The organism is Serratia sp. NA_112.1, assembly GCF_052691715.1.
Map to the genome: position 1 here is coordinate 1 of NZ_JBQZFO010000011.1, position 25391 is coordinate 25391.

The window sequence follows — 25391 nt, forward strand, 5'->3', positions numbered from 1 at the left end:
TTTTTATTTATCGGCCTCTACTCGCTCTGGGCAGGAATGAGGTTTGTCATCAGTCTGAGGGCGGGGTAAATCCCCGCCCTGTTCATTTAACGTTTGATTTCAGCTATCGCCCGTTCAAGGGCCACAAGATCATCATCGGCCAGCAAAGGCTGCACGCGGGTAAAATCCTCCGCCGACAAATCATAAATGCGCAAAGCCAGTAACCGGCCGATGGTCTGCGGGCTAAACCGCCGCTTGATTGGCCGCGCCGGATTGCCGCCCACGATAGTGTAAGGTTCAACATCCGCCGTCACAATGCTGCCTGCAGCCACTATCGCCCCTTCCCCAATAGTCACGCCCGGCATCAGCATCGCCCGCATTCCTATCCAGCAACCGTCCCCGAGACGGGTATCGCCTTTCGGTTGATAAGCTGCCTCGATGCTTGCCATAAACGGATACAGGCACAGCCAGTCGATTCGATGAGTATGATTGCCCTCCATCAGAATCACCGCCTCGGCACCGATACAGACGTAATCACCGATCAGCAATTGGTCTATCAAACCCAGCGCAGGCCACTGTTGGCTGATCGCATCGCCGTGTAAATAACGCACCACCGAGCGTTCAAAGCCGTGATCCCAACAGTCGCTGTAATAGCTATGGGTTCCCTTGACGATAATATTGGGATTGGTCACCGTTTGGTGCAGCAACTCTGTTTTTGACCAGTGTTTTACAGTCATGGCAGTTTCTCTTTTATCTATTGCAAGAGCCACAGCCTAAAGTCTGTGGCAGTATTTTTGGTCGCAAAACACTGCCGAATTAAGCAATTAACGCTCGTTTTAGTCTTGGGTTATTGGTCATTGTCGTCTCCAAATTTGGCACCATAAGGTCACCATAGGTCGCTATGACAAGCAACTACGGCGTGCCGGGCGGATCTATCGCCAGCATCAGGATATGATGGTCGCCGCATTACAGCAACAACTGCCGCCAGGTTGCCGATTTGAAACGCGGGAGGGCGGACTGTTTATCTGGCTGACGCTGCCCGCCGCCGTCAGTACCGAAGCACTGATGCCGGTAGCTTGGCGAGAAGGCATGACTTTTGCACGCAGAGAGTGTTTTTACGCCGAGAAACAGCGTGGCGCGCATGGCCTGCGATTGAATTTCGCCGCCAACACGCCACCGCTGATTGAAGAAGGTATCGCCCGGCTGTGCCGGGCGATTAGTCAGGTGATAGCGGCCGAAGAAACCGGTGATTACAGCCCGGCCCACCACAGCCGCAGCTTCATGCCCCAATAGCTGGTCCAGCCGGTGGTGCTCTGCACCACCTGGCCTTTGGAGATGATCACCAGCGTCGGGGTAACGCCGATTTGCCACTGCGCCGACAGTTCGCCACGCGGATCGTTAACCACCGGCAAGGCCACCCTCTTGCCTGCCAACCACTTCGCCACCTGAGCATCGTCACCGGAGCGCAGCGCTACGGTCAACACATTGCCCCCCTCGCCGACCACTCTGGCGACATAAGGGGTGGTGAAGCGGCAAACGCCGCACCAACTGGCCCAGAAATAGACCAGCAACGGTTTATCCTGGCTGAGCTGCGCCAGTGACACCTGCTCACCGTTCAGCGTCGTCAGGGCCTGTGAATCGAAGGCTGGCGGAGCCTGTGGTGCACGCAGCCAGTCCATACCGAACGCCGCGACCAGGACGATCAGCAGCAGGATCAACAGTTCCCGCGCCCAACGCCGCAACCTAGCCATTTTTGACCTTCGCCAATTGCTGTTTCACCATGGTTTCTAGCTCCTCGTAAGACACTGCCCCCGGCAACATCTGATCGCCGATCAGCGTCGCCGGCGTCCCCTGCACGCCCAATTTTTCTGCCAGCTCCATGTTGGTGCGCAACGTGGTCATGCTCAGCTCACTGGGTGCCACTTCTTTCACCCCGGTTTTCTGCTGTGCGGCAGTAATGCTGGCGGTGTCGTGGAAACCTTTTTTCGCCATCAGCCGCTGGTGCAACGCCCAAAACTGGCCCGGATGCTGCTGCCAGGTAGTCAATGCCACCCGTGCCGAACTGACCGAGCTTTCGCCTTTGAACGGCAATAATTTCACGACCAACGCGACGTCCGGATACTGTTTGACGATCTTCTCCAGCATTGGATCAAAACGCTTGCAGTACGGACAGTTGTAATCGGTAAAGGTCACCAGCGTCAGTTTGGCGTTGGCCGCCCCGAGACGTGGGCTGGCCGGGTCCTCATACAGGGCTTTGGCGTTTTGCTTGATCGCCTGGCTGATTTGCTGGCCGGTGGTTTGCTGCTGCCAGGCATCAACCGCCTGCGCCAGAATATCCGGGTTCGACACCAGCGTTTCGCGGATCAGCTCTTTAATGCGGACTTCCTGCTCCGGGGTAAAGGGGGCTGCGGCCCAGACAGGGGTAACGGTCAACATCAGTAAGATCATTAATTTTTTCATTGTGAATTTCCTTTGGCGGCGGACAGGGTTTGCAACACGGCATCTCGGGTCAACAACGTGGACAACACCACGCCGTCGCGGCTGCCGGGGCCATAAATTTGGTTAAAAGGCACAGCGACGCTGCCGCGTTGTTGCAGGAAGGCGCTAATTTCGGCCGATGGGCGACTCCAGTCTCCCCGCAGGGCGACAACGTCCTCGGCGCTAAGTGCTTTTTGCACGTCATCGCGCAACAGTACGTTGAATTTGTTAGCTTTACAGGTCACACACCAGTCGGCGGTGACGTCGACAAACACCCGTTTGTTCTGGGCCAGTGCCTGGATGATCGCCTCCTCGCTCAGCGGTTGCCAGGCCACATTGTCATGCAGCGGCTGACGCCACAGCCCGGCGGTCAGCGAACCGGCCAATAGCACCACCCCAACCAGCAGCAGGGTACCTGCCGCCAGCTTGGCCGCCAGGCGAATCCCATGTTGCCAACCGGCCGCCAGCAACAGGGCCAGCAGCGCGATCCCCCCCACCACCAGCGTCGCGACGCCACCGATATGGTTGGTCATCAGGCTTAGCAGCCACAACGAAGAAGCCAGCATCAGCAGGCCCATCACCAGCCGCAGGCTGTTCATCCAGCGCCCCGGACGAGGTAAACGCAGTGCCAGCGCCGGCCAGGCAGCAATCAACAGCCAGGGCAGACTCATCCCGACGCCCAGCGCGACAAACATGCCCCACAGCACCGGCAACGGCGCTGCCAGAGCAAAGGCCACCGCGGTCCCCAGGAAAGGTGCGGAACATGGCGTCGCCAGCAAGGTAGCGAAAGCGCCCTGCCAGAAATGGCCACTCAAGCCACGACCGTTATGGGTCGCCAGTTTGGTGTTCAGCGAAGAGGAAAGCTGCAGATGGAACAGGCCGAACAGATTAGCGCTGAATAGCAGCGTCACCAGCACCATAAAACCGATAAACCACGGGTTTTGGAACTGAATGCCCCAGCCAAGCGCCTGGTTACTCAGTCGCAGCAGCGTCATCAGCAACGCCAGTGCCATAAACGACGCCACAATGCCGAACGACGAGGCCAGGAACTGCAGCCGAATACTGTGGCGGTCACGCTTTTCGACCTGCAAAATCGAGCCCAGTTTGATGCCTAACACCGGCAGCACGCACGGCATCAGGTTGAGGATCAAGCCACCGGCCAGCGCCATCAGCACCGCCTGCCACAGTGAGAAGCTTGCCGCAACCGGTGAAACCAGCGGCCCTTCAATAGGTAACGTCACCTGTTGCGCCACGCCGACGTCACCGATCACCAACGTCAGGGTTTTGCCACGCAAATCCGGTGCGCTATCACCCCAGCCATCACTAACCGGCACCCGCGCGAACATCCGGGTTCCGTCACTGCTGACCTTCGGCTTGCCGAGGTCAGCATCCTCCAGCGTATCGAAGAACAGCTCAGGCTGCTGCCAACCGGCGGCTCGCTCGGCGCTGATCTGCAGTTCCCCGTTCTGATAACCGGCTTTAATGCTCTCCACCAATCCATCGGCAATAGGTACCTGCCCCATTGCCTGGGCAAAGTCATGGGTAAACTGTGCGTCGGACGGCGCGTCCAGATCCAGCCTGAACGGATAGTCGGTCAAAATGCAGACGTTACTGCAGGTAGACAGCGTCAGCGTGCCCACCAACTGACGTGGTACTTCGCCTTTCATCACCAGCGGCAGCTCGACCCGGTCGTGATAACCCTGGGTGGAAATGCCGGCAACGTCAAAACGCTGCGGCGTCGGCCAGTACCAGGTTGCCGGCGGTGGATTACCCTGCCAGGCAATGGTCGGCGCAATACCGCCTTCCCCCGGCGAACGCCAGTAGGTTTTCCAGCCTTTTTGCAGCTCTATGCCCAGCAGCAAACGGGTTTCCCCGCTGTGCGAGGTGTCGGCGCGCAGCCGCACCTTGGCGTGATCGTTAACCGGACTTTGTAGCCAGCCGCTGTCCGCCGCCTGCAAAACAGGTAGCCACAGCAGTAACAGGCAGGCTAATGCCGACCTGATGATATTTAACATGTTTTCTCTCCATAAATGAATCAATCAACCAAAACAGACAGGTGATGAACTCATTCACGGAACACGCATAATCGCAGATGCACCCTGAGGGTGGTGGGGGAAATAACTCTGGGAGGAGGAATTCGCAGACGCGTGGCCGCCGTGGGGGCCAACAGCACCAGCAACATGCCAAGACCGAACAACAGGGTTTCGAACATTACCGGTGGCGAGGCCAACAAGGATTTGGCACTCAGTTCACAGGGTGTGGGTTGCAGTTCGGCGGCGTCATCGGTGGCAGAGGGCGCTGCGCTGGCAACGGGCAACCCCATCACTTGCTGCAACGCATGCAGGCTCGCCATGCGCTGAGTCATGCAGGTCAGCACCACCAGGCAAGCCAGGCATAAAAACCATTTTGCAATCCGCTGCTGTTTAACCATGCCGTCCTCAATTCCAAGTCTGCGCTTATCTTAGCGGCGCAGACGCTTTTAGCAATATTTTGCCTGTAAAGAAATGTCTGAGGACGGTATTGGTCGCGGCCGTTTACAGGTATCATGAGTACAATCCTGCGCTTTTCGCCGGGTACGACGATTATTCTCTCCCCAAAGTAATGGGTGTTGCGGCAAGGCGGCAAGCAAGCGAGTCCCGATGAGCTTACTCAGGTAAGTGATTCTGGTGAGATTGCGCAGCCAACACAGCGACAACGCCAAGTAAGCAGGGGATACACAGCGAAGGACAGGTGATATGCAACCTTTGAGTGGACCGGGCACCCCGATCGCCAGCGATCGTACCCCTAGCCCGGACAAAACCACAACCACTGACGGTAGCCCGCTCTCCCCGGCACAACGCACGACGCTGGAGAAGCTGGTCGTCAAGATCATGGCGCTCAGCCCAGCCAAATCCGCAGAGATTTGGGTCACGCTGCGTCATGATCTGCAAACAGACAACAACAGTGAGCTACTGGCACGCCATTTCCAACCGGCCGAGCAACTGTTGCAAAACCGTCTGGCGCAGGTACAGCAGAGCCATGCCAGCCGCCAATTGTTGCAACAACTCACCGATCTGCTGCCGCAGGGCAATAACCGTCAGGCCGTCAGCGACTTTATTCGCCAGCAGTTTGGCCATACAGTGCTGAGTAAATTGAGCCACCCACAGTTGCAGCAGGTGCTGAACCTGTTGCAGACCGGCAGCCTGACCATCCCGCTCCCGCAACAAACCACCACCAGCGATCGCCCGCTGCTGCCTGCCGAACATCAGAGCCTGCAACTGCAGGTGACCAAGCTGAGCGCCGCCACCGGCGAATCACCGGTCAAAATTTGGCAGACACTGTTTGATCTCAGCGGAGTAAAAACCAACGATCCGCTACCGGCTCGCCATTTCCAACTGCTGAATCAGTTTTTGCAGGTGAAGGTAGCGCTGAGCCCACAAACCGCACCGACGCTCAACAACCTGTTGGCCGCACTTAAACACCCTGCGGATCCGCAGGAGCAGCAACAGTTGACTGACTACTGTCAGTCACGTTTTCACTGCAATGCCAGCGCACCGCTGACCCATCCGCAGATCAGCGACCTGATCAACCAGCTGTTTGCGCGCCGTCTGGAAAAGACCGGTCCGACACAGCCGCTGCCCGGCAGCCACGCCGAACCGCAGCCCTTGCTCAACCCACTGATTGCCGCCCTGCCCCAACCGCTGCAAAAAGCGCTGAGCAAATCGGCCGTGGCGTTTATCCTGTTTATTCTGGTGCTGGCCCTGGTATTGGCGCTGGTGTTTTAATTTTTGACTTCCCGGCAACCGATTTTCTGGCCAGCGGATAACCCTTATCCAAGGCCAGACTGGGTATAGTGTTCGGAGGCTTCAAGCTTGAATTGACGCACCTGCGGCAGTGCAAGAATAAAGGCTGAAAACATCAGGCCCAATGTGGCGATAAAGATAGCCTCGCGTGGGGAGCGAGCCTCGGCCAGGTAGCCACTGGCCAAAGCCCCCAAAGGGATCGTAATACAGAATAAAACCTTTAAAGAAGCAATGACTTTACCAATCAGGTGCGGGGGGATAATTATTTGATTAATAGAAACATTAATGACATTAAAAATAGTTTGTCCTAATCCAAAGAAAAAGAATGCAATGCCTATAGCAAAAACAGCACTTTCCACCGGCTGTAGCAAACTGAGGATTGCCCCCCAGGCAACAGTCAAACCAACACCCAATAATAATGATTTACCATAGCCAAATTTTTTTATCATTAACGGTATTATTGATGCCCCTACCAGGACACCCAAAGCGCCAGGAATAAAAACAAAACTAAGCATTAAAGGTGATATCTTTAATTGATTCACAGCATAAAATATAAATATTGTATAAATTAATGCATAGCAAAAATTCCATATAGCGCCGCTTATAGTGATTATTCTTAATAACGGCGTTTTAAATACAAATTGGTAACCTGCATAAACCGAACTAATACTGCCATTCTGTTTATTATTATCTACTGCCAGATTTATTTTTATCTTTTTCAACGGTAACAAAAAAAACGCTGAAAAAATGAATAAAATGATGTTAAAAAACAAAGCATCGGCTGCAGAAAAAAACTTTATCACACAACCTGCAATAACCGGCCCCAGCAATTCAGAAAGTGAATTCGCACTCGCAAACTTTGCATTACACTGAATTATTTCAGATGGATGAAAAAAAGCAGGAATCAGCTTGCGATACGAAACATCGAAAAATAACTTACCCGTACCCAACAAGAATGAAGAGATAGCCAAAGTATAAAAATTCGCATGAGAAAAGTAAAATGAAATAAAAATAAAAAATAATATTAGCGCGCGAAAAACCTCACTGGCTATCATGATTTTTAATGGGTTATGACGGTCAATTAAAATACCAGAAAAAATCCCTAATAAGATCGGGGCTAACTGCTCTGAAAACACTAAATACCCCATTTGTATTGGCGTCATATGCAATTGCACTATCGCAAAGATGGGCAAGGCGAACAGCGAAACCTCAGCACCTACTTGAGTTAGTATTTGAGAAAACCATAACTTAGTGAACATTCCATTTTGCCATAGTGATATTTTCTCTTTCATAATACTCCCATAGCTATATTCATTAACGTTAAAGTCTTAGTTCTTCGAAGCCCATTCCCTGTCAAATACTCTATAATGAAACTCGTCACTTGTAGAACCTTTGAAAAATTCTGCATTTTTCAATTCATTAATCTTCTTAAAGTCCAGAGACTCCACTAAACCAATGGAAGCAACATTGCGCGAGTCTATCAATGCATCTACATGTGACAGTTTATAATTATTGAATAAGAAATCCATCAGCATAGACACACACTGTTTTGCCACACCTTTTTTCTGATATTGACTAAATACATGGTAAGCAATATATGCCCAGCCTTTATCAATCATAACTGTTGACTGGACATACCCCAGATACTGACCAGATTTACGGTCTATAATGACCCAGTTTAACCATATTTCTTTTTTGTCCGCCGAATAGCGTTGAGATACTCGCTCATAGCGAGACTCCAGTTCACCCAGCGTTTTCGGGGGGTCGGAAGGTATAAACTTATAATCATCATCAATACACAACCCCGCATACATTCCATGCGCATGCCATTTTTCTAGAGGTTCCAGCATATATAAATCTGATGTTATAGGTTCAATTAGTTTAAAGCTCACGATTCGAACTCCATTAACCCTAACATCATGGCTGTAAAAAGAGAGTCAATGACAGAATTACCGTTATTTTCGAGTAAGTCATAAGACAATAATCCACCATTATTATTTATTGAATCAAAGATATCCAAACTCACACTCGCAGACAGTCGGCCTTTGATAAAGAAAACATATCTCTGTCCCTTAGAAAAAACAACATTGGTCAATGTGCCATCACTCAATTTAATTGCATGTCCTGCCTTAAAAATTCGCAACCAATTGGTTTCATTTCTGGATATAAGGCGTTCTCCCAGAAGTAATAAATCGACTTCATCATTATGCCTAAAGAAAATGATGGCATCCTCAGCACTGTCAATAATGGGCTCGCCGCCGCCATTGAGGGAGGTGTTGACTAATATTGGGTAGCCAGTTTCATCATTAAAAAATGACATTACATCATAAAGCATGGGATCCGTGCTTTTTAACAGTGTTTGCGCACGCGTGGAACGATCCGGATGAGCCAGTGCCTTCAACGAAGAAACGTGATTGTCCTTTATATAATGAACATAGTTCATATAAGGGCTGATCGTCGGACCATTGAAGTAATCATTAATTTTATCCTCTTGTATAATCGGAGCAACAGGTCGCCAGTCTTGTCTTTTTTTAATTTTATTCAATCTAACTTTAGACTCTTCCAACAACGGTGAAGCAAGTAAACTACGCCCACCTAATGCTCTTGGGCCAAATTCAGCTCGTCCTGCACAACGAGCAATTATTTTTCCCTCTTGCAATAACTTGGCAATAATCTTTGGTGTCTGCTTGCCATTATCCGTGATAAACAGTGAATGATGCACCAACGCAGCATTGATATCAGGTTCAAGAATATCTGTACCTAACCGATCCGTACTATAATTCTCTTGATATTCCAGAGTAGGGTTTTCCCATATTCTTTGACCAAAAAAAGCGCAACCTATAGAAATTCCCGCATCATGCGGAGAACTCGGAAAGTAGCAACTTTCAAATATACCACTATCAAAAACCTCAGAGTTAGATAGTATATTTAGAAAAACACCCCCAGCCGCACAAAAATTGTCAGAATGGCCAAGCTTCCTGGTTTTTCTTGCGTAGGCGAATAACGTATTTTGCAAAGCATTTTGCGTCAATTTTGCCAAAGGAATATTTTTAATTGGGTCACTATTGATAGTGAATCTTTCCTGCCAACCATTACGAAACTCTATATGGCCATCAATGTCAGCTATCAATTCATTAACATTAACGCCTTCATTTCCCGTATGACTCTCTAATGAAGCTAATGCCATTAACTGGCCATGAGCATTCTCACTACCAAAGACGCTCCTTGCGACATTATCATATAAACTTGCTGCATTTTGAATGAACACATCTGGGGTAGGATGAGGAGTACAAAATTCTCTATCCAATAATGAATAGCCATTTTTGTTGACAGTGTAAATTGATAGGCACTCTGTCTTTAACACTAACCCCTCCCTGACTTTATTATCAGTGGCATTATTGTAATAATCAGAAAATGACATCACAAAATCCTGCCCTGACTCCGTTGAAGAACCAGCCAAATCAACGACCAAAACACTGGCATCTGGATAACCAGAACAACCAAATGCAGACATTGCATGAGCAAGATGGTGAGAAATAACCCTATGTCGTTTGTCCCAAGGATCAAACAAGTTAAAGCCTGGCTGTACCAAAGGATGCCTTAAGCCTACGCCCCCCGGAGCAACGGACTGCAATGATGAAATAATATCAGTAACATCGTTCAACTCAACCCCAGCAAGTTTCAGACATTGAGTAATCGGCAAATCGTTGCTGAAAAAGGGTCGACCGTCATATTTCCTGCGAGTGACCCTCTCTTGCTGCATGGCAGCCATTAACTTTCCATCGATAACCACAGCACACGAAGAATGATGACCAAGATGAATACCCAGCGTGACTTTTCTCATGTTGTGACCCACCATTAATTTATTTATATTGGTAGTGACTTAATTTAAATTCCCAAAGGATGAAAACCAAATGTCAATATTGTAACCCTTTCATTTTCTTTTATATGCTCTCGCCCATGGGTTATACTACCGGCAAACATGATAACCAATTCTCCTGGCTTAAGATTTATTCGCTCCGGTTCAGAATGAGAAGGAAATACTACCAGGCAAGACCCCGTCTCATCTGGGTCGGTATGTTCAAGCATTAACAAAACATTGAGCGAAAAAATGTCAGTATCAATATGCGGGTTTATTCCCTGACCGGCTTTGTCGTAATAGATAAAACTGGCAATCCCTGTGGGTAAAACCTCTCCGGCATGCAAGCGAACAAATTCTGTCAGCTTTGTTGACTTAGAAAACTCATCAGCAATCGGTGCACCACATCCCAGAAAGTGGTCTTTATTATCAACCGCATCCTTCCTTATACTCCTGGCTTCATGTTGCAGAGAATGCAACAGTTCATCTGTCATGAAATCGGGACGACCACGAAAAGCAATCCCATTTGGGGAGATTCTATTGCTGTAAGGCTGTAATTTAGCCAAACAATCAGTTACGGTATTAAACGCATCAGTTTCATCTTTCTCGATGGGTAAATTAAATTCTGGAGATAAGCCTCCTGCCGCCAATCCCAGTAACAATTTATAATTCGCCTGTTCGGCTTCTGATAGGGTAGAGTTGAAGGCTTTTAGTTTTTCCACGATACTTTCAACATGCTCACTCATATTTCCCTCACCATTCAGTTTAAGTTATACGGGTTGAAATCCAAATGCGACTATTCTGACCTCTTCGTTTACTTTCATTCGTTCTCTTGAATGTAGAATGCTATCAGCAAACAATATAATCATCTCCCCCGGTTGCAGATAAATACGAACGGGTTCTTGATCAGTAGGATAAAGTATCAACGCGGATGGTGATGACTCGAATTTATGATCTAACATCATTATCACATTCATTGGAAATTCAGCATTATCTATATGTGGATCAATGCCCATGCCTTTCTCATTGTAATAAAGATAATTCGTCTTTCCTGTAGGAATGATGTTACCTGCATACTTTTTAACTTGATCAATTAGCTGTTCTGAAAAACCAACTTGCCGTGCAATTATTCCACCGCTTGATACTAAGTGGTCATCAAATCTCTGTGATAAATGATAAAGATCTTTAGACTCTTCATTTAATGCAGCAAATAGCTCTTCGGACAAAAAATCCGGCCGTCCTTTCCAGGCTATGCCATTAACGGTAACCCGATCGTGATGTGGCTGTAGCTCAGCCAAAGACTGCAACGTCGCTTTCAAAGCGGAATTTTCAACATCCTGTTTATTATTTTTACCTAATAACTCACCGCAAGCAAGGGAGAGGAGTAATTTGTAATGTTCTCTTTCCTGCTCGGATAACGTATTTTTAAAAGCATTAAGCCTATTATTTATATTTCCTGGTTCAGATGTTTTTATCATATTAAAGCCTCAAAAAATATATAGCGGAATGTAAAAACAGTACCGCTATATATTTCATAATTTAAAAACATTTAAACTAATGGACTTCCAGCTCATCAGAGAGTGCGATAATATCCTCTCTGACCTTGACACTGGCTGCGGCCGAGATAGGTTTTATATAGCTAAACTTATCTTCCGCCTGATTTGACTGTTGAAGTGATGAAAGATGAGTTCCCGCTGATTTGATAATCTTTGAGAACACCTCGCCTTCTTCATCTGAAAGCGTTTCTTTCAACATTTTCAACTTATCTCTTAATGTTGAAAATGAGGCTTCTAGTTCCTTGCTGGTAAGTTGAGACGTATAAATGTTGTTTGTTTCCACTAAATACCTCCAATTACTTTTTATCAAGGATGCGTATTTCTACGCCAGGATTAGATGTGCAATTTTCACATGCCATCTAAACTTAATATGGAATGACGGAGTCATAAATAATGAAATTTCATGGTAATTAATCAATCATAAGATTGAAGATAGATAAAAATTATATCAATAGGTTATCGATTGATGATCATTAATCGTTAAACATTAACACTAGTTACATTTAAAAATCACTTTATTTAATGTATTTGAACATTGCAAAAATAGCAAATTTTTAGGTTATTTTTGTTTCAAAAAACCTAATCCATTGAAAATAATTAATTTTATTAAATTGACGATGTGAGAAAAAACAAAGCTGAAAGTTAAATAAATTTTAACATATCATTAGTTTACGATTAAATGGTGGTAATTATCTTATATTTTATTCAAATAACCCTGTTTGAGACAACACAAGGGTCCCCCCCTTGTGCCGCCCAGCTATAACGGCTCTTTTACCCGCATCAAGCACAGCCGCAGTCTTCTCCAATAGCACTTCCCTGCAGCGAGCCCGGCTGTTCACCGGTGGCCAATGGATGGCCATCGCGTAGCCAGAAGTCCAACCCGCCAATCAGCTCTTTCACCCGGAACCCCTGTAGCGCCAGTTTGTATGCGCCTTTAGTGGAGCCGTTGCAGCCAATACCATCACAATAAGTGACATAGACTTTGTCGCGCACCAGATGCGCCGTACCGGCCTCGTCCATCAGCCGATGGGGCAAACTGATAGCGCCAGGAATATGCCCGGCTGCGTACAGGGCTTCTGCACGCGTGTCGATCACCTGGATCTCGCTGACACCGTTGCGCAGGTCTTCCGCCACGTCCCATGCATCTGCGTAATAACTTAACTTCGCGACCAGATAATCCAGACTCTGCGCCGCCGTTGCCGGTGGAAAAGCCATAACCAATGAAGATACCGCCATGGAATTTACTCCTGTTGATAAAGCCTGGTGACAATATTGCCTGATTTTGGTCTTATTATTGATACCAATTTCCCACCATTGATAAGTCCCATTATGGCCAATGCACTGCTCACCCTTTTTCATCTACCGGAACATGCCGGCGGTACCTTACGTGATCGCGTGTGCAGCACGCTGCGTCGAGCTATTCATGCCGGAACGTTGCGTTGCGGACAACGTTTACCTTCATCACGCATATTGGCCGAAGATTTGGGGGTATCGCGGGTCACAGCCGAGGCGGCCTACGGTCAACTGGAGGCAGAGGGCTACCTGCAGCGTCGGGTGGGCCAAGGCACCTTTGTGGCGATACGCATGGTTAAATCACCGACTGCCAGCAAAATTACCGGACAGCCACGTCTGTCACTACGCGGCCGACAAATAGTTCAAACCGGAGGATGTCGCGATCCACAACAACCCCTGCCCTTTGCCGCCGGCTCACCAGATTTACGCGCCTTCCCGCTAAAGCTGTGGAAACAGCTCACCGCCCAGCAATTACGCCTGCGGGGAGAAGCCCTGATGCGCTATGGCGATCCACAAGGTTATCTGCCGCTACGCGAAGCTATTGCCGGCTATGTCAGCCAAACGCGCGGCGTTAATTGCGATGCGCAGCAAGTGCTGGTGCTGACCAGTTCGCAGCAGGCCCTGCAGTTGATTGCCACCCTGCTGTTGGATAGCGACGACAAGGTTTGGATGGAAGAACCCGGTTATCGCGGAGCCAGAAACGCCTTTAGCAGCGCCGGTGCCGAGCTGGTAGCGGTCAATGTTGACGAAGTTGGGATGCGGCCGGATGAACAACTGCCCGCGCCGCGACTGATTTACCTGACGCCATCACACCAATATCCCACCGGAATAGCGCTCAGTCTGGCACGCAGGCTCGAATTGCTGGCTTTGGCTCAACGGCAGCAGGCATGGATTATTGAAGATGACTACGACAGCGAGTTTCACTATGACGGCCAGCCCATGCCGGCGATGCAAGGGCTGGACCGGCACGGCAACGTGCTCTATCTGGGCACCTTTTCCAAGGTGTTGTTTCCTTCACTGAGGCTGGCCTATTTGGTGGTGCCTCCCGCGTTGGTGGAACCCTTTACCACCGCACGCACGGTTTATGACGGTCACAGCGCCCAACTGATGCAGGCAGTGACCGCCGAGTTTATCCAGCAAGGGCATTTTGCCGCTCATATCCGCTATATGCGTCAGTTGTACCGCAATCGTCGTGACCGCTTATTGGAGGAGATACAGGAAAAACTGGGGCATTTTGCCACCCCACAACCGGCAGATGGCGGATTACAACTCAGCGTCTGGCTGCCAGCCGGTCAGGAAGAGGCCCTCACCCGTCAGGCACAGAACCTGGGGGTCGTGACGCCAGGGCTGGCAGCCCAATATCTAACGCCAACCGTGCGGCGCGATGGCTGGCTATTGGGTTTTTCCGCCCTGACGCCGGGGGAAATCTGCGCCGCTGTCGAACGGCTAAGCCGAGTCATTCCTGTTTAGCATTGCTGCGCGCAAACAATAGGGTAAAAACTATCCCGGTTAATGCACACACTACGCCAACCATCAGGTTGCTCATGCCCAGTTCAAAATGCACATACAGGGTGATCACCGCTAGCGGCAAGGCCACGCTCAGATAGGTCAGGAAGATTGCGCCGGTCAACGAAAGCAACGCTTTATTAGCGGAAGGATCCGCGTGTGAAACTACAGATGACATAAATGCTCACTCTAAAAGGAGAAAAACAAAGAGAGAGCCAGATGACTCCAACACTCTCTTTTCTCGTTGCAAAGCAACAAGAACGAGTGCGTTGGATTACGTGAACGCCTACGCAGACCCGGATCCGGGCTGTATCGGCAGATATTAACCAGTGCGCCCGGCGACAGTCAATCGCCGGGCCGTAGATTAAATTACTGCTCGGTCAGTCGCAGTTCGGCAACTACCGGCAGGTGATCGCTGACCGCCGGCCAGTGAATGCCGTTCCAGTCGCCGCTGGCGTTCGGCACCGTCATGCTGTCCAGGTGCCAGCGCTGGGCATTGCCGCTAAAGATGTAGTCGACCTTGATTTCGGCATTTTCCGCCGGCCAACTGCGGCCATCTTGCGCGGCAGGCGTGATGTCGTTCCAGTAGCGGCTCAGTTCGGTCCAGGTAACGCTGCCCGGAACGTCGTTCATGTCGCCAAACAGCAGCTTGATACCGCGCATTTCGATGGTGCGATCGTTCAACTCGCGCACCTGCTCCAAACGCATGGCCGGATCTTCTTTAGTATCCAAATGAGTGTTGATCAGCGTAATCGTCGCCGGGAACTCAGGCACGTTGGTCTGGGCGCTGAAGGCAATGCGTTGTTCACGCTGACCGGAAGGCAGCGGGTAAATCTTGCTGTCATGCAGCGGATATTTTGACAGGAACGCCAAGCCATATTCACCGCCGTCATAATCAATCGCGCGGCCAAAAACTACGTGCATACCGGTCAGTTTGGCCAGTTCTGCAGCCTGATCCAGCTTGCCGCTGCGGCCGGTCAGCTTGTCCACTTCCTGTAGCGCCACCACGTCAGCGTTCATCGCCTTGATCGCCTTGGCGATGGCGGTCATATCACTGACTTTACCGGCGGCAATATTAAAGCTGGCGACGCGGATCTTCGGTGCCTGCTCCAGGTTATAAGTTTTGTTCTTCAGACCGCCAAGCGCGCTGACCACTTCGCGACTATTGGCGTTGCTGTTGGCATGGCCAGCGTCGGTGGAGGACCAGGCAGCCTGAGATATTCCCAGAGATAACAAAGAAATAAGCAAAGCATGACATGAGCGCATGAATTCTCCTTTAGCGTTCAGATTTTTGTTGGGGCATCCGCCCCCCAGAGCTAACAACGATTTTGCCGCAGTTACCCGCGACTATTTCCTAGTTGCACCGCTATTTTTTTATTCTGCGCGGCGTCTCGCATTCCGACGGTGAAAGCATTGCACCATTGGACAACCGACTGATTTACCATTAAAACCGATAGACTGCTTACCGAGAGGAACCCGCATGACCAGCGCCATAGCCGAACAGCTCACCGAACGTTTCTTCCGCTATCTGGCGGTAACCAGCCAGAGCGATGCCGCCGCCACAACCCTGCCCAGCACGCCAGGCCAGCATGAGATGGCCAAACTGCTGGCAGCCGAACTGCGCGAATTGGGGATGACTGATGTGCAAATTGATGAGCACGCCACCGTTACCGCACGTAAACCCGGCAACCAGCCCGGCGCGCCGCGTATCGGTTTTATTACCCATATCGATACCGTTGACGTCGGCCTGTCTGCAGATATTCGCCCGCAGCGCCTGCATTTTAGCGGCCAGGATCTGTGCCTGAACGCAGAGCATGATATCTGGCTGCGCACTGCCGAGCACCCGGAGATCCTGGCCTACCCAAATGAAGAGATTATTTTCAGCGACGGTACCAGCGTACTCGGCGCCGATAACAAGGCGGCGGTGACGGTAGTGATGACCCTGCTGGCTAACCTGAGTGCCACCGACCGTCACGGCGATATCCTGGTGGCCTTTGTGCCAGATGAAGAAATTGGCCTGCGCGGTGCCAAGGCACTGGATCTGGCACGCTTTGACGTAGACTTCGCCTATACCATCGACTGCTGTGAACTGGGCGAAGTGGTGTATGAAAACTTCAACGCCGCGGCAGCGGAAATCCGCATTGAAGGGGTGACCGCGCACCCAATGTCGGCCAAGAATGTATTGATCAACCCGATTCGCATTGCCAACGACATCATCAATCAGTTCGACAGCCGGGATACACCGGAGCATACCGAGGGGCGTGAAGGCTACTTCTGGTTCAACGACCTGACGGCCAATGCCAACCTCGCCACGTTAAAAGTGTCAGTCCGTGATTTTGATCTGGCGAGTTTCAATGCGCGTAAAGAACGCATTCAGGAAGTGGTCCGGCAAGTGGCGGCAAACTACCCACGTGCCAGGGTAAGCTGCAGCGTCACAGATATCTACAGCAATATCAGCAACTCGATCGGTGAAGACCAACGCGCCATCGAACTGATTTTCGGCGCACTCGCCGCCCACGGTATTCCGCCAAAGGTAATCCCGATGCGCGGGGGTACCGACGGTGCGGCATTATCCAGCCGCGGGCTGGTGACCCCCAACTACTTCACCGGTGCGCACAATTTCCATTCGCGCTTTGAATTTCTGCCGATCAGCGCCTTTGTAAAGTCCTATCAGGTCACCCGCAGCATCTGTTTGCTGGCCGCTCGCGGCTAACAGAGGCTCCAAAGGAGAGCGATATTTCAAGTAGAAATATCGCTCTTAAGCCAGCAACCAGCCGAGCAAACCACTCCATGCCAGCAGTGGCAGCGAGTAATAATGGAATTTCAGCCAGATTTTTCGCTCGCCTGCCATCCGCAGTGCAATCAGGTTCGCTAATGAGCCTATCGCCAAGCCAAAGCCACCGGCGTTGACCGCATAGGCCAGCAGTTGGCTGGAAGGCACATAGTTAAGCAGTAAAATGGTCGCCGGCACGTTGCTGATCGCCTGCGACAGGCCGATCCCCAGGGCATAAATACCGCCCTCGCCCAACCTGGCGATGTCAGCGAACCAGGGCTGGACCGCCTCGAGGCGGGTGAATAACCCGACGTCAATAAACATGGCGATAAAGACAAAAATCAGGCTCCAGTCAATCTGCAACAACACCCGGCGAGCCAACAGTAAAAATCCGGCGAACACAGCCAACAGGCCATACAGTGGCAGGTCGATATCCAGACACAGCAGAAAAATAACGTACAGTGCCACGCAGCTCAGCAACAGGCGTCGCTGGTAAGGATAGCCTTCGGTATGTGGAGCTTTAACGATCTCCCGCGCCGGGAAACTGAACCAGGTTAACAGTAGCAGGCTGGCCAGCATTGCTGCGCCAAAGGGCACCATCTGGGCAATAAAAGCCAGAAACGACAGCGAGGATTTGCTCCACAACAAAATGTTCTGCGGGTTACCAATCGGCGTCAGCAGCGAGCCTACATTGACCGCCAGCGCCTGGAAGATAATTAACCGACTAATTGGCAACGAAGACAGTTTTTTTAGCGTGATAGTCAGCGGAATAACGATAAACAGCGCCACGTCGTTGGTCAGGAATGACGACAACAGCGCGGCAGCAAACACCAGAAACAGCGCCAGCCGCCGTTCACTGTGCAGCGTATTGACTATCTTGCGGCCAATAAAGTCAAAATAGCCGCTGACCTCAACCCCCTTGGTCAGCAGCATCAGTCCCAGCAGGGTAATAATGGTTCGCCAGTCGATAAAACCGTTGAGTGCAGGCAGTTGTTGCGGATTAACAGCAGCCATCAGCACGCCGGCCAACAGCAGAATATGTAAAAAACGATCTTTCAGAAACGGCTGGAACAACCGGGCAACGATATTTGAACTCATGTTGAGCGCTTCAAAAAAACAATCTGGGGATCAGGAGCCAGAAGTTAGCCCAAGCGCAGCGGCAACGCCAGTAAAATGCTCTTTTCCCTTTAACTGCTTTTCATTCGCCGCACTTTGCTTTATTTGTAGCGCCTTTCCCCGTTTTGAAGGATTTTTTTTATGGCTAACGTTTTCGCCAAAGGGCTGTTACTGAGCATAACGCTTAACTTGCTGAGCGCCTGCAATGACCAGAATACCCGCCCGCAGATCGACATCGAGGGCAAAACCATGGGCACCTTCTACAGCGTTAAGGTCAGCGGTGATGTGGCCATCAATCAACAACAGTTGCAGCAGCAGATCGACACAGTGCTGGAACGGGCCAACGACGATATCTCCACCTACCGCAATGATTCGGTGCTGTCGCGCTTTAATCAGAGCCGTAGCACTGAGCCACAGCCGATCCCGAGCGGCATGGCGGACATTATCCTGATGGCCCAACGCATCGGCCGCGATACTCAGGGCGCGATGAATATTACCGTCGGCCCACTGGTCAATTTATGGGGCTTCGGTCCGGATAAACGAGGGGTCAAGGTTCCGAGCCAGCAGCAAATAGAAGCCGCGCAAAAAAATGTCGGCCTGCAGCATCTCACACTGCTCGGTGACATCCACGGTGAATGGCTGCAAAAAGACCTGCCAGAGGTGTATGTCGATCTCTCAACGCTGGGTGAAGGCTATGGCGTTGACCAGTTGGTAAAGTTGATGGCGCGCAACGGCATCACCAACTACCTGGTCTCGGTTGGTGGCGCGGTTTCTTCCCGTGGCATTAACGGCCAGGGCAAACCCTGGCGGGTGGCGATCCAAAAGCCTACTGACCGAGAAAATGCGGTACAGGCTTTGGTGGATTTACAGGGTTATGGTATCAGCACCGCCGGTAGCTACCGCAACTATTTCGAACAGGATGGCCAGCGCTATTCGCACGTAATCGATCCCACCACCGGCCGGCCTATTACCCACCGTCTGGTGTCCGCCACGGTGATCGCCCCGACCGCGCTGGAGGCCGACGGCTGGGATACCGGGCTGATGGTGCTGGGGACGGAAAAAGCACTGAAACTGGCGCAAGAGAAAGGGCTGGCGGTCTATCTGATCAGCAAGACCGACGAGGGATTCAGCGCAGTGATGACGCCGCAGTTTAAAGCCTTCCTGGTGAAGTAATTTCTGGCTCAGTGATCCGGGGGCGCAGAATAACCGCGCCCCCGCTCCATCACCCCTTACGGTGCAACAACAAATACACCACCGGGACCACCAGCATCGACAGCAGCGGTGCACTGACCATGCCGCCAATCATCGGTGCCGCAATGCGCCGCATCACCTCAGAGCCGGCACCATCGCCCCACATGATCGGTAATAACCCGGCCATAATGGTGGCGACGGTCATCACTTTTGGCCGCACGCGCAATACCGCACCCTCGCTGATGGCCGCCATCAGTTGTTGTTGGGTTAGCGGTTGCCCAGGCTGACGGTGTTTTTCCAGCGCATGGTTCAAATACAGCACCATGATCACACCAAACTCCGCCGCCACGCCCGACAGGGCAATAAAGCCCACGGCCCCGGCCACCGAAAGGTTGTAGTTCAGCAGATACAACAGCCACACGCCGCCGATCAACGCAAAGGGCAGCGTCGCCATGATCAACAGCGCATCGCGCACGTTGCTGAAGGTGACAAACAGCAGCACGAAAATGATCGCCAGCGTCACCGGCAACACAATTTTCAACTGGGCACTGGCGCGTTCCAGATATTCAAATTGTCCAGACCAGCTCAAAGAGACACCGGCCGGTAACCTGACCTGCTGCGCTACCGCCTGCTGCATTTCCTCTACCGCCGATTTAAGATCGCGCCCACGCAGATCGACATAAATCCAATTGGAGAGCCGTGCGTTTTCACTTTTCAGCATTGGCGGTCCTTCGGTCACCCGAATATCCGCCAACATCGACAACGGCACCTGACTCCCATTGGCCGTGAGTACCGGTAATGCCTGCAGTTGTTGCACTGAATCACGAATCTCACGCGGGTAGCGCACATTGATCGGATAACGCGCCCGCCCCTCTATGGTTTCACCAATGTTTTCACCGCCCACCAGCGTCGCCACCATCGATTGCAGCTCCTTCACCGAGACGCCATAGCGTGCCGCCCGCTGACGGTCGATATCAATATCCACGTAACGGCCGCCGGTAATGCGCTCTGCCAGTGCCGAGGTGACGCCCGGCACCCGCTTTACCACCTGCTCAACCTGCCCGGAAATCCGTTCGATATCAGCCATGTTATTGCCGTTGACCTTGATGCCGACCGGGCTTTTTATGCCGGTGGCCAACATATCCAGCCGGTTACGGATCGGTGGAACCCATACGTTGGCGATGCCCGGCACCTTGACCACGCTATCGAGCTCCACCACCAGTTTGTCCATGGTCATACCTGGCCGCCATTGGTCACGCGGTTTGAAACGAATGGTGGTTTCCAGCATGGTCAGCGGCGCAGGATCGGTGGCGGTTTCCGCCCGCCCCGCCTTGCCGAATACCGTCGCCACCTCCGGCACGGTCTTGATCAACCGATCGGTCAATTGCAGCAGTCTGCCGGCCTCGCGCGCCGACATGCCCGGCAATGACGATGGCATATACAACAGGTCACCTTCGTCGAGCTGAGGCATAAATTCGCTGCCCAACCGACTTAGCGGATACAGGGTCAACAACAGCAACAGTAACGAAACCCCGAGCGTGGTTTTCGGGCGCGCCAACACCGCCGCCAGTACCGGCTGATACCAACGGATCAGCCAGCGATTGATCGGGTTGGCATGCTCGTCGGGAATGCGGCCACGGATGAAGTACCCCATCAATACCGGTACCAACGTAATGCCCAGTCCGGCTGCCACCGCCATGGCGTAGGTTTTGGTGTAGGCCAGTGGGGAGAACATCCGCCCTTCCTGCGCCTGCAGGGTGAACACCGGAATGAAGGACAACGTGATAATCAGCAAACTGCAAAACAGCGCCGGCCCTACTTCCACCGCCGCCTGCTCCGAAATGCGCCAGTAATCCTTTGACGTCGGCTGTTGCCCTGGATGACGCTGTCGCCACTGCTCCAGCACCTTATGCATGTTCTCGATCATCACGATCGCCGCATCCACCATCGCGCCTATCGCAATGGCGATCCCGCCCAGCGACATGATATTGGCGTTCACCCCCTGATAATGCATCACCACAAAGGCACCGAGAATCCCCAGCGGCAGCGTGATCATCGCTACCAGCGCCGAACGGAAATGGAACAGGAACAGAGTGCAGACCAGCGCTACCACGATAAACTCTTCCAGCAGCTTGTGAGACAGGGTTTCGATGGCATGCTCAATCAGCTGAGAACGGTCATAAACCGTAACGATTTCCACTCCCGGCGGCAGCGTCCGCTGAACCACCTGTAATTTCACCTTCAGCGCATTGATGGTTTCCAGTGCATTTTTACCGTAGCGCATCACCACAATGCCGCCCGCCACTTCCCCCTCACCGTTCAGCTCTGCCACGCCCCGGCGGATCTCAGGCCCTTCACGCAACGTCGCCACCTGCGACAGCAGGATCGGCACGCCATCGCGCACGGTGATCACCACGTTGGCAAAATCACTCAGTTTTTTCAGGTAGCCCGAGGTACGCACCATGTACTCCGCTTCGCCCATTTCCAGCAGCGCCCCGCCGCCTTCCTGGTTGGCGTCCTGAATGGCCGTCACCACCTGTTGATGGGTGATATTCAACGCACGTAGGCTGGGTGGATCCAACACCACCTGATACTGGCGCACCATACCGCCGACGCTGGCCACTTCCGCCACGTTGGGGACGGTTTTAAGCTCAAACTTCAACGTCCAGTCTTGTAGCGCGCGCAGGTCGGCCAGACTGTGCTTGCCGGTTTTATCCACCAGGGCATATTCGTAAACCCAACCCACGCCGGTGGCATCCGGCCCCAGCGCCACCTTCACCTGCTCAGGTAATGAGGATTGCACCTGACTCAGCGATTCCAGCACCCGTGAACGCGCCCAGTAAAGATCGGTGCCGTCCTCAAACAACACGTAGACGTAGGCATCACCAAACATGGAAAAACCACGCACCGTTTTGGCACCCGGTACCGTCAACAGGGTGGTGGTCAGCGGATAGGTGACCTGATCTTCAACTACCTGCGGTGCCTTACCGGGGTAAGTGGCTCGGACGATGACCTGAACGTCAGACAAGTCCGGCAGCGCATCCAGCGGTGCTTTCTGCAGAGCCCATACACCCCAACCGGCCAACAACACCGAGGCCAATAACACCAGCAGCCGGTTGCGCAGCGACCAGCGGATCACGAATGCAATCATAAGTGGCCTCCGTGCCCGGCATTGATCGGCAGAACCTGGCTGATATGTGAACCGCTATCGTCGACGCTAAAGTGAATTTTCACCCGGTCGCCAGACTTGATGCCTGCAGGTAATCCTCCCGGCGGCAGAGCAAAATCCATGGTCATCGCCGGCCACTGTAATTCTGGCACCGGTCCGTGGGACAACGTCATGGTTTCGCCATTGAGTGCCTCAATCATCCCTTCGGCCTGGTACTGTTTAACTTCGGTTTGTGCCGCCATCTGCGGCAAGGCACTGCGCATACTGGCCTCGGAGTCGATCAGGAACTGACCGGAGGTCACCACCTGTTGCCCGGCGCTCAGCCCGCGTTTGATCTCCACCCAGCCATCCTGCACACGCCCGGCCACTACTCCCACCGGTGTGAAATGGCCGTTACCCTCGGCAACCAATACACGGTTACGATCGCCGTTATCTATCAGCGCCTCTTGGGGGATTGCCAGCACCGGTTTGCCGACTGCGTTCTGCGATAGCGTCAATTGCAGGTACATGCCTGGTCGCAGCTTTTGCTGAGGATTTTTTAACAGAATGCGCGCTTTGAAGGTACGGGTCAGCGGATCAACATTGGCCAGCAGCTCGCTCACCTCACCTTCAAACCTTTCCCCCGGCCAACTGGCAGAGGCGGCCTGCACCTTGTCGCCCACCTTGAGTAACCCAGCCTGCGCCTGTGGATAGTCGGCAACAATCCACACCGGATCGAGGCTGGCTAGTTCAAACAGCCCCTGCGCGGCCGTCACCTGAGCGCCTTCGAGCACGCTCAGCTTATTCACGAAACCATTTTCCGGTGCCACTATCTGCACCCGCGGTTCGGGTTTACCTGAACGTTCCACCTGCCGGATCACCGCTTCGGGCATGAACAGCAACTGCAACCGCTGACGTGCAGCAGCGGTCAGTGCGCTATCGCCCAGTTTGCGTATCGCCAGATATTCCTGCTGTGCCGCACTCCAGTCGGGGATCCACAGCTGCGCCAGCGCCTGGCCTTTTTTCACCTGCTGCTGGCTGGCACGAACATAGAGTTTCTCCACCAGACCATTGGCGCGGGCGGCGACAATCTGAACCCCACGTTCATCGGTAGCGACGCTGCCGAAAGCGTTCAGTTGTGGCTCCAGTTGGCGCAATTGTGCAGCTTCGGTGCGAACGCCCAGGTTCTGCTGTTGCCGGGCGCTAATGGTCACGCCCCCCTCCGGCTCAGCCTCATCGGCATAGCGCGGCACCAGTTGCATATCCATAAAGGGCGATTTACCCGGTTGGTCAAAACGCTGCCCCGGCATCATAGGGTCGTACCAATAAAGCACCTGCCGCTCACTCTTGACGGCCGGTGCAGGCACTTCTCCCGCTGCGCCAAACCAGTATCCCACCAGCCCACCGCCGATTAACGCCGCTAACAGCGCCAGTTTGAATTGTATTTTCATTGCATCGATTCCTGAGGGGTGAGATAGCGAATGGCGGCCCAAATCTGCGCCAGTTCTCTGGCGGCCTTGCCGGCGCTGAGGCGACTGTCGAGCAGCGCCCGCCGAGCTTCCAGTACCGCCGACAAATCGCTTTTACCGCTGCGGTACTGCGCTAACAGCAAAGTGACCCGCTGTTGTTGCAGGGGGATCGCCTGTTGCTGCTGTCGCTGCCACTGCGCCTGAGCTGCCTGATATTGCGCCAACAGCGTATCGAGCTGTGCCTGATGATCACGTATCAACAACGTCAGCCGATCATTAGCCTCCATGTTGCGGGACACGTCTGCGGCATAGTCTTTATCCTGCCGCTGCGAACGGAATAGCGGCAAATCGACGGTAAACATCACCCCGGCCAAATCCTCGTACTCGTCGGCCCGTTTGCCGTAATACACCTCGACGCCGACGTCCGGTATCGCTGCCACCTCTGATTGCGCCGAACGCGCCTTGGCGACGTCCGCCTCACGGCTGGCCTGCAGCACCTCGGGATGTTGTTTGATCGCCTGTCGCAAAACGTCGCTGTCGGCCGGTAAACGTTCAAAGCGTGGCATCGCCCCGGCAGTCTCCGTAGTTGCCTGGCCAGTCAGTTGCGTCAAGCGTGCCTGCGCTACCGCAACGTCACGCTGAGCCTCACTGATGCGGTCCTGCATGGCCAGCAGCGTCAGTCTGGCGTCCAGCACGCCGCTGGCGGGAGTAGCGCCACCGGCCACACCTGCATGCTGAGTGGCAATTTGACGCTCACTCTCCGTAACCAGTGCAGTGGCATCACGCAAGGTTTGCCGGCTCAGTGCCAGTTCCAGCCACGCCTGAGCGGTTTGCTGCTGCAAACGGGCTCGAATGGTAGCGCTGCCGGCATCCGTCTGGCTGGCTTCAGCGCGCAGGGTATCCGCCTTGCGCTGGCGTTTGGTACTGCTGACGTAATCCTGCATGATGCCGACCCGCCCCATCGTCATGCCTTCGCGGGTGAAGCGCCGGGCGTTTCCCCCCTGCACCGGCACGTTTTCAATACCGAACTTCAGCTTGGGATCGGGCAACTGCATTGCCGAATCCGCCATGTTCTCCAGGGCATTCACCTGATGTCGATTGGCCGAAAGTTCTGCCGAATAGCGTTCAGCTGCCGTCAGCGATTGTTGCAGCGTCAGTTCCGCTGCCAGGGTGGCCGGTGCCCAACAGGCAAGCAGCAGCAAGCCCACCCGCCAAGGGTGAGAAAAGGTAATAGTCATAAC

The 25391-nt window shown here is 52.6% G+C and carries 22 protein-coding genes and 1 pseudogene; 5 read left to right on the plus strand and 18 right to left on the minus strand.

Annotation, left to right across the window (positions count from 1 at the left end; translation table 11 throughout):
- Positions 1-86 precede the first annotated feature (86 nt).
- Entirely contained in the window at positions 87-716 is a 630-nt protein-coding gene (locus tag ACUTQ5_RS18100) for a CatB-related O-acetyltransferase (protein ID WP_445652365.1), read from the minus strand.
- A 148-nt stretch (positions 717-864) separates the two neighbouring features.
- Between ACUTQ5_RS18100 and ACUTQ5_RS18105 the strand changes: the two are divergent.
- Positions 865-1272, plus strand: a pseudogene (locus tag ACUTQ5_RS18105) (PLP-dependent aminotransferase family protein); the annotation flags it as partial.
- Here the strand turns inward: ACUTQ5_RS18105 and ACUTQ5_RS18110 are convergent.
- Genes ACUTQ5_RS18110 through ACUTQ5_RS18125 form a run of 4 tightly spaced genes read right to left on the minus strand, consistent with a single transcriptional unit; the run spans position 1230 to position 4888 of the window.
- On the minus strand, positions 1230-1730 hold the full coding sequence (locus tag ACUTQ5_RS18110; RefSeq protein WP_445652366.1) for a protein disulfide oxidoreductase: 501 nt from the start codon (positions 1728-1730) through the stop codon (positions 1230-1232). The pseudogene ACUTQ5_RS18105 and the gene ACUTQ5_RS18110 sit on opposite strands and share 43 nt — an antisense overlap.
- Positions 1723-2439 (minus strand): DsbA family protein, encoded by a 717-nt coding sequence (locus ACUTQ5_RS18115; RefSeq protein ID WP_445652367.1) that lies wholly within the window; start codon positions 2437-2439, stop codon positions 1723-1725. Before ACUTQ5_RS18115 ends, ACUTQ5_RS18110 begins: the two co-directional genes overlap by 8 nt.
- A complete protein-coding gene (locus tag ACUTQ5_RS18120) occupies positions 2436-4472 on the minus strand; it encodes a protein-disulfide reductase DsbD family protein (protein ID WP_445652368.1) in 2037 nt (678 codons plus the stop codon). The genes ACUTQ5_RS18115 and ACUTQ5_RS18120 overlap by 4 nt, the downstream gene beginning before the upstream one ends.
- Positions 4473-4522: 50 nt before the next feature.
- The gene (locus ACUTQ5_RS18125; protein ID WP_445652369.1) at positions 4523-4888 is read right to left on the minus strand and encodes a copper resistance protein; all 366 of its coding nucleotides are present in this window, start codon (positions 4886-4888) and stop codon (positions 4523-4525) included.
- Between the two features lie 304 nt (positions 4889-5192).
- Between ACUTQ5_RS18125 and flk the strand changes: the two genes are divergently transcribed.
- Positions 5193-6221, plus strand: a complete 1029-nt coding sequence (gene flk / locus ACUTQ5_RS18130) for a flagella biosynthesis regulator Flk (RefSeq protein ID WP_445652370.1) — start codon at positions 5193-5195, stop codon at positions 6219-6221.
- A gap of 44 nt (positions 6222-6265) precedes the next feature.
- Here the strand turns inward: flk and ACUTQ5_RS18135 are convergent, their stop codons facing one another.
- The 7 genes from ACUTQ5_RS18135 to ACUTQ5_RS18165 form a co-directional block, all read right to left on the minus strand.
- Positions 6266-7531, minus strand: coding sequence for an MFS transporter (locus ACUTQ5_RS18135; protein ID WP_445652371.1), 1266 nt, complete (start codon positions 7529-7531; stop codon positions 6266-6268).
- 36 nt (positions 7532-7567) lie between these two features.
- A complete protein-coding gene (locus ACUTQ5_RS18140) occupies positions 7568-8131 on the minus strand; it encodes a GNAT family N-acetyltransferase (protein ID WP_445652372.1) in 564 nt (187 codons plus the stop codon).
- Positions 8128-10083, minus strand: coding sequence for a carbamoyltransferase C-terminal domain-containing protein (locus ACUTQ5_RS18145; protein WP_445652373.1), 1956 nt, complete (start codon positions 10081-10083; stop codon positions 8128-8130). Before ACUTQ5_RS18145 ends, ACUTQ5_RS18140 begins: the two co-directional genes overlap by 4 nt.
- Positions 10084-10127: 44 nt before the next feature.
- Positions 10128-10844 (minus strand): hypothetical protein, encoded by a 717-nt coding sequence (locus ACUTQ5_RS18150; protein ID WP_445652374.1) that lies wholly within the window; start codon positions 10842-10844, stop codon positions 10128-10130.
- Between the two features lie 24 nt (positions 10845-10868).
- Complete coding sequence (locus ACUTQ5_RS18155) at positions 10869-11576, minus strand: hypothetical protein (RefSeq protein WP_445652375.1); 708 nt, start codon at positions 11574-11576, stop codon at positions 10869-10871.
- 76 nt (positions 11577-11652) lie between these two features.
- Positions 11653-11937 carry a hypothetical protein gene (locus tag ACUTQ5_RS18160; RefSeq protein ID WP_041418640.1) on the minus strand — a complete coding sequence of 95 codons (285 nt, stop codon included), beginning with the start codon at positions 11935-11937 and terminating at the stop codon, positions 11653-11655.
- A gap of 497 nt (positions 11938-12434) precedes the next feature.
- On the minus strand, positions 12435-12890 hold the full coding sequence (locus ACUTQ5_RS18165) for a rhodanese-like domain-containing protein (protein WP_445652376.1): 456 nt from the start codon (positions 12888-12890) through the stop codon (positions 12435-12437).
- A 93-nt stretch (positions 12891-12983) separates the two neighbouring features.
- Here ACUTQ5_RS18165 and pdxR point away from each other — a divergent pair, with 93 nt between their 5' ends.
- A complete protein-coding gene (gene pdxR, locus ACUTQ5_RS18170; protein WP_445652377.1) occupies positions 12984-14417 on the plus strand; it encodes a MocR-like pyridoxine biosynthesis transcription factor PdxR in 1434 nt (477 codons plus the stop codon).
- On the opposite strand, the gene ACUTQ5_RS18175 is transcribed toward pdxR, so the two are convergent.
- Both ACUTQ5_RS18175 and ACUTQ5_RS18180 read right to left on the minus strand, forming a co-directional pair.
- A complete protein-coding gene (locus ACUTQ5_RS18175; protein WP_445652378.1) occupies positions 14404-14631 on the minus strand; it encodes a hypothetical protein in 228 nt (75 codons plus the stop codon). The two genes, pdxR and ACUTQ5_RS18175, sit on opposite strands and share 14 nt — an antisense overlap.
- Before the next feature lie 191 nt (positions 14632-14822).
- The gene (locus ACUTQ5_RS18180) at positions 14823-15719 is read right to left on the minus strand and encodes an endonuclease/exonuclease/phosphatase family protein (RefSeq protein ID WP_445652379.1); all 897 of its coding nucleotides are present in this window, start codon (positions 15717-15719) and stop codon (positions 14823-14825) included.
- A gap of 214 nt (positions 15720-15933) precedes the next feature.
- Here ACUTQ5_RS18180 and pepT point away from each other — a divergent pair, with 214 nt between their 5' ends.
- On the plus strand, positions 15934-17166 hold the full coding sequence (gene pepT / locus ACUTQ5_RS18185) for a peptidase T (protein WP_445652380.1): 1233 nt from the start codon (positions 15934-15936) through the stop codon (positions 17164-17166).
- A 45-nt stretch (positions 17167-17211) separates the two neighbouring features.
- Here pepT and ACUTQ5_RS18190 read toward each other — a convergent pair whose 3' ends face one another.
- Complete coding sequence (locus ACUTQ5_RS18190) at positions 17212-18324, minus strand: SLC13 family permease (RefSeq protein ID WP_445652381.1); 1113 nt, start codon at positions 18322-18324, stop codon at positions 17212-17214.
- Between the two features lie 159 nt (positions 18325-18483).
- Between ACUTQ5_RS18190 and apbE the strand changes: the two genes are divergently transcribed.
- Positions 18484-19515, plus strand: a complete 1032-nt coding sequence (gene apbE, locus ACUTQ5_RS18195) for an FAD:protein FMN transferase ApbE (protein WP_445652382.1) — start codon at positions 18484-18486, stop codon at positions 19513-19515.
- A gap of 49 nt (positions 19516-19564) precedes the next feature.
- Here apbE and ACUTQ5_RS18200 read toward each other — a convergent pair whose 3' ends face one another.
- Genes ACUTQ5_RS18200 through ACUTQ5_RS18210 form a run of 3 tightly spaced genes read right to left on the minus strand, consistent with a single transcriptional unit; the run spans position 19565 to position 25388 of the window.
- Positions 19565-22684 carry an efflux RND transporter permease subunit gene (locus ACUTQ5_RS18200; RefSeq protein ID WP_445652383.1) on the minus strand — a complete coding sequence of 1040 codons (3120 nt, stop codon included), beginning with the start codon at positions 22682-22684 and terminating at the stop codon, positions 19565-19567.
- Positions 22681-24132, minus strand: coding sequence for an efflux RND transporter periplasmic adaptor subunit (locus tag ACUTQ5_RS18205; RefSeq protein WP_445652384.1), 1452 nt, complete (start codon positions 24130-24132; stop codon positions 22681-22683). Before ACUTQ5_RS18205 ends, ACUTQ5_RS18200 begins: the two co-directional genes overlap by 4 nt.
- Positions 24129-25388: a TolC family protein gene (locus tag ACUTQ5_RS18210; protein ID WP_445652385.1), complete on the minus strand. Its 1260-nt coding sequence runs from the start codon at positions 25386-25388 to the stop codon at positions 24129-24131. The genes ACUTQ5_RS18205 and ACUTQ5_RS18210 overlap by 4 nt, the downstream gene beginning before the upstream one ends.
- Positions 25389-25391: the final 3 nt, after the last annotated feature.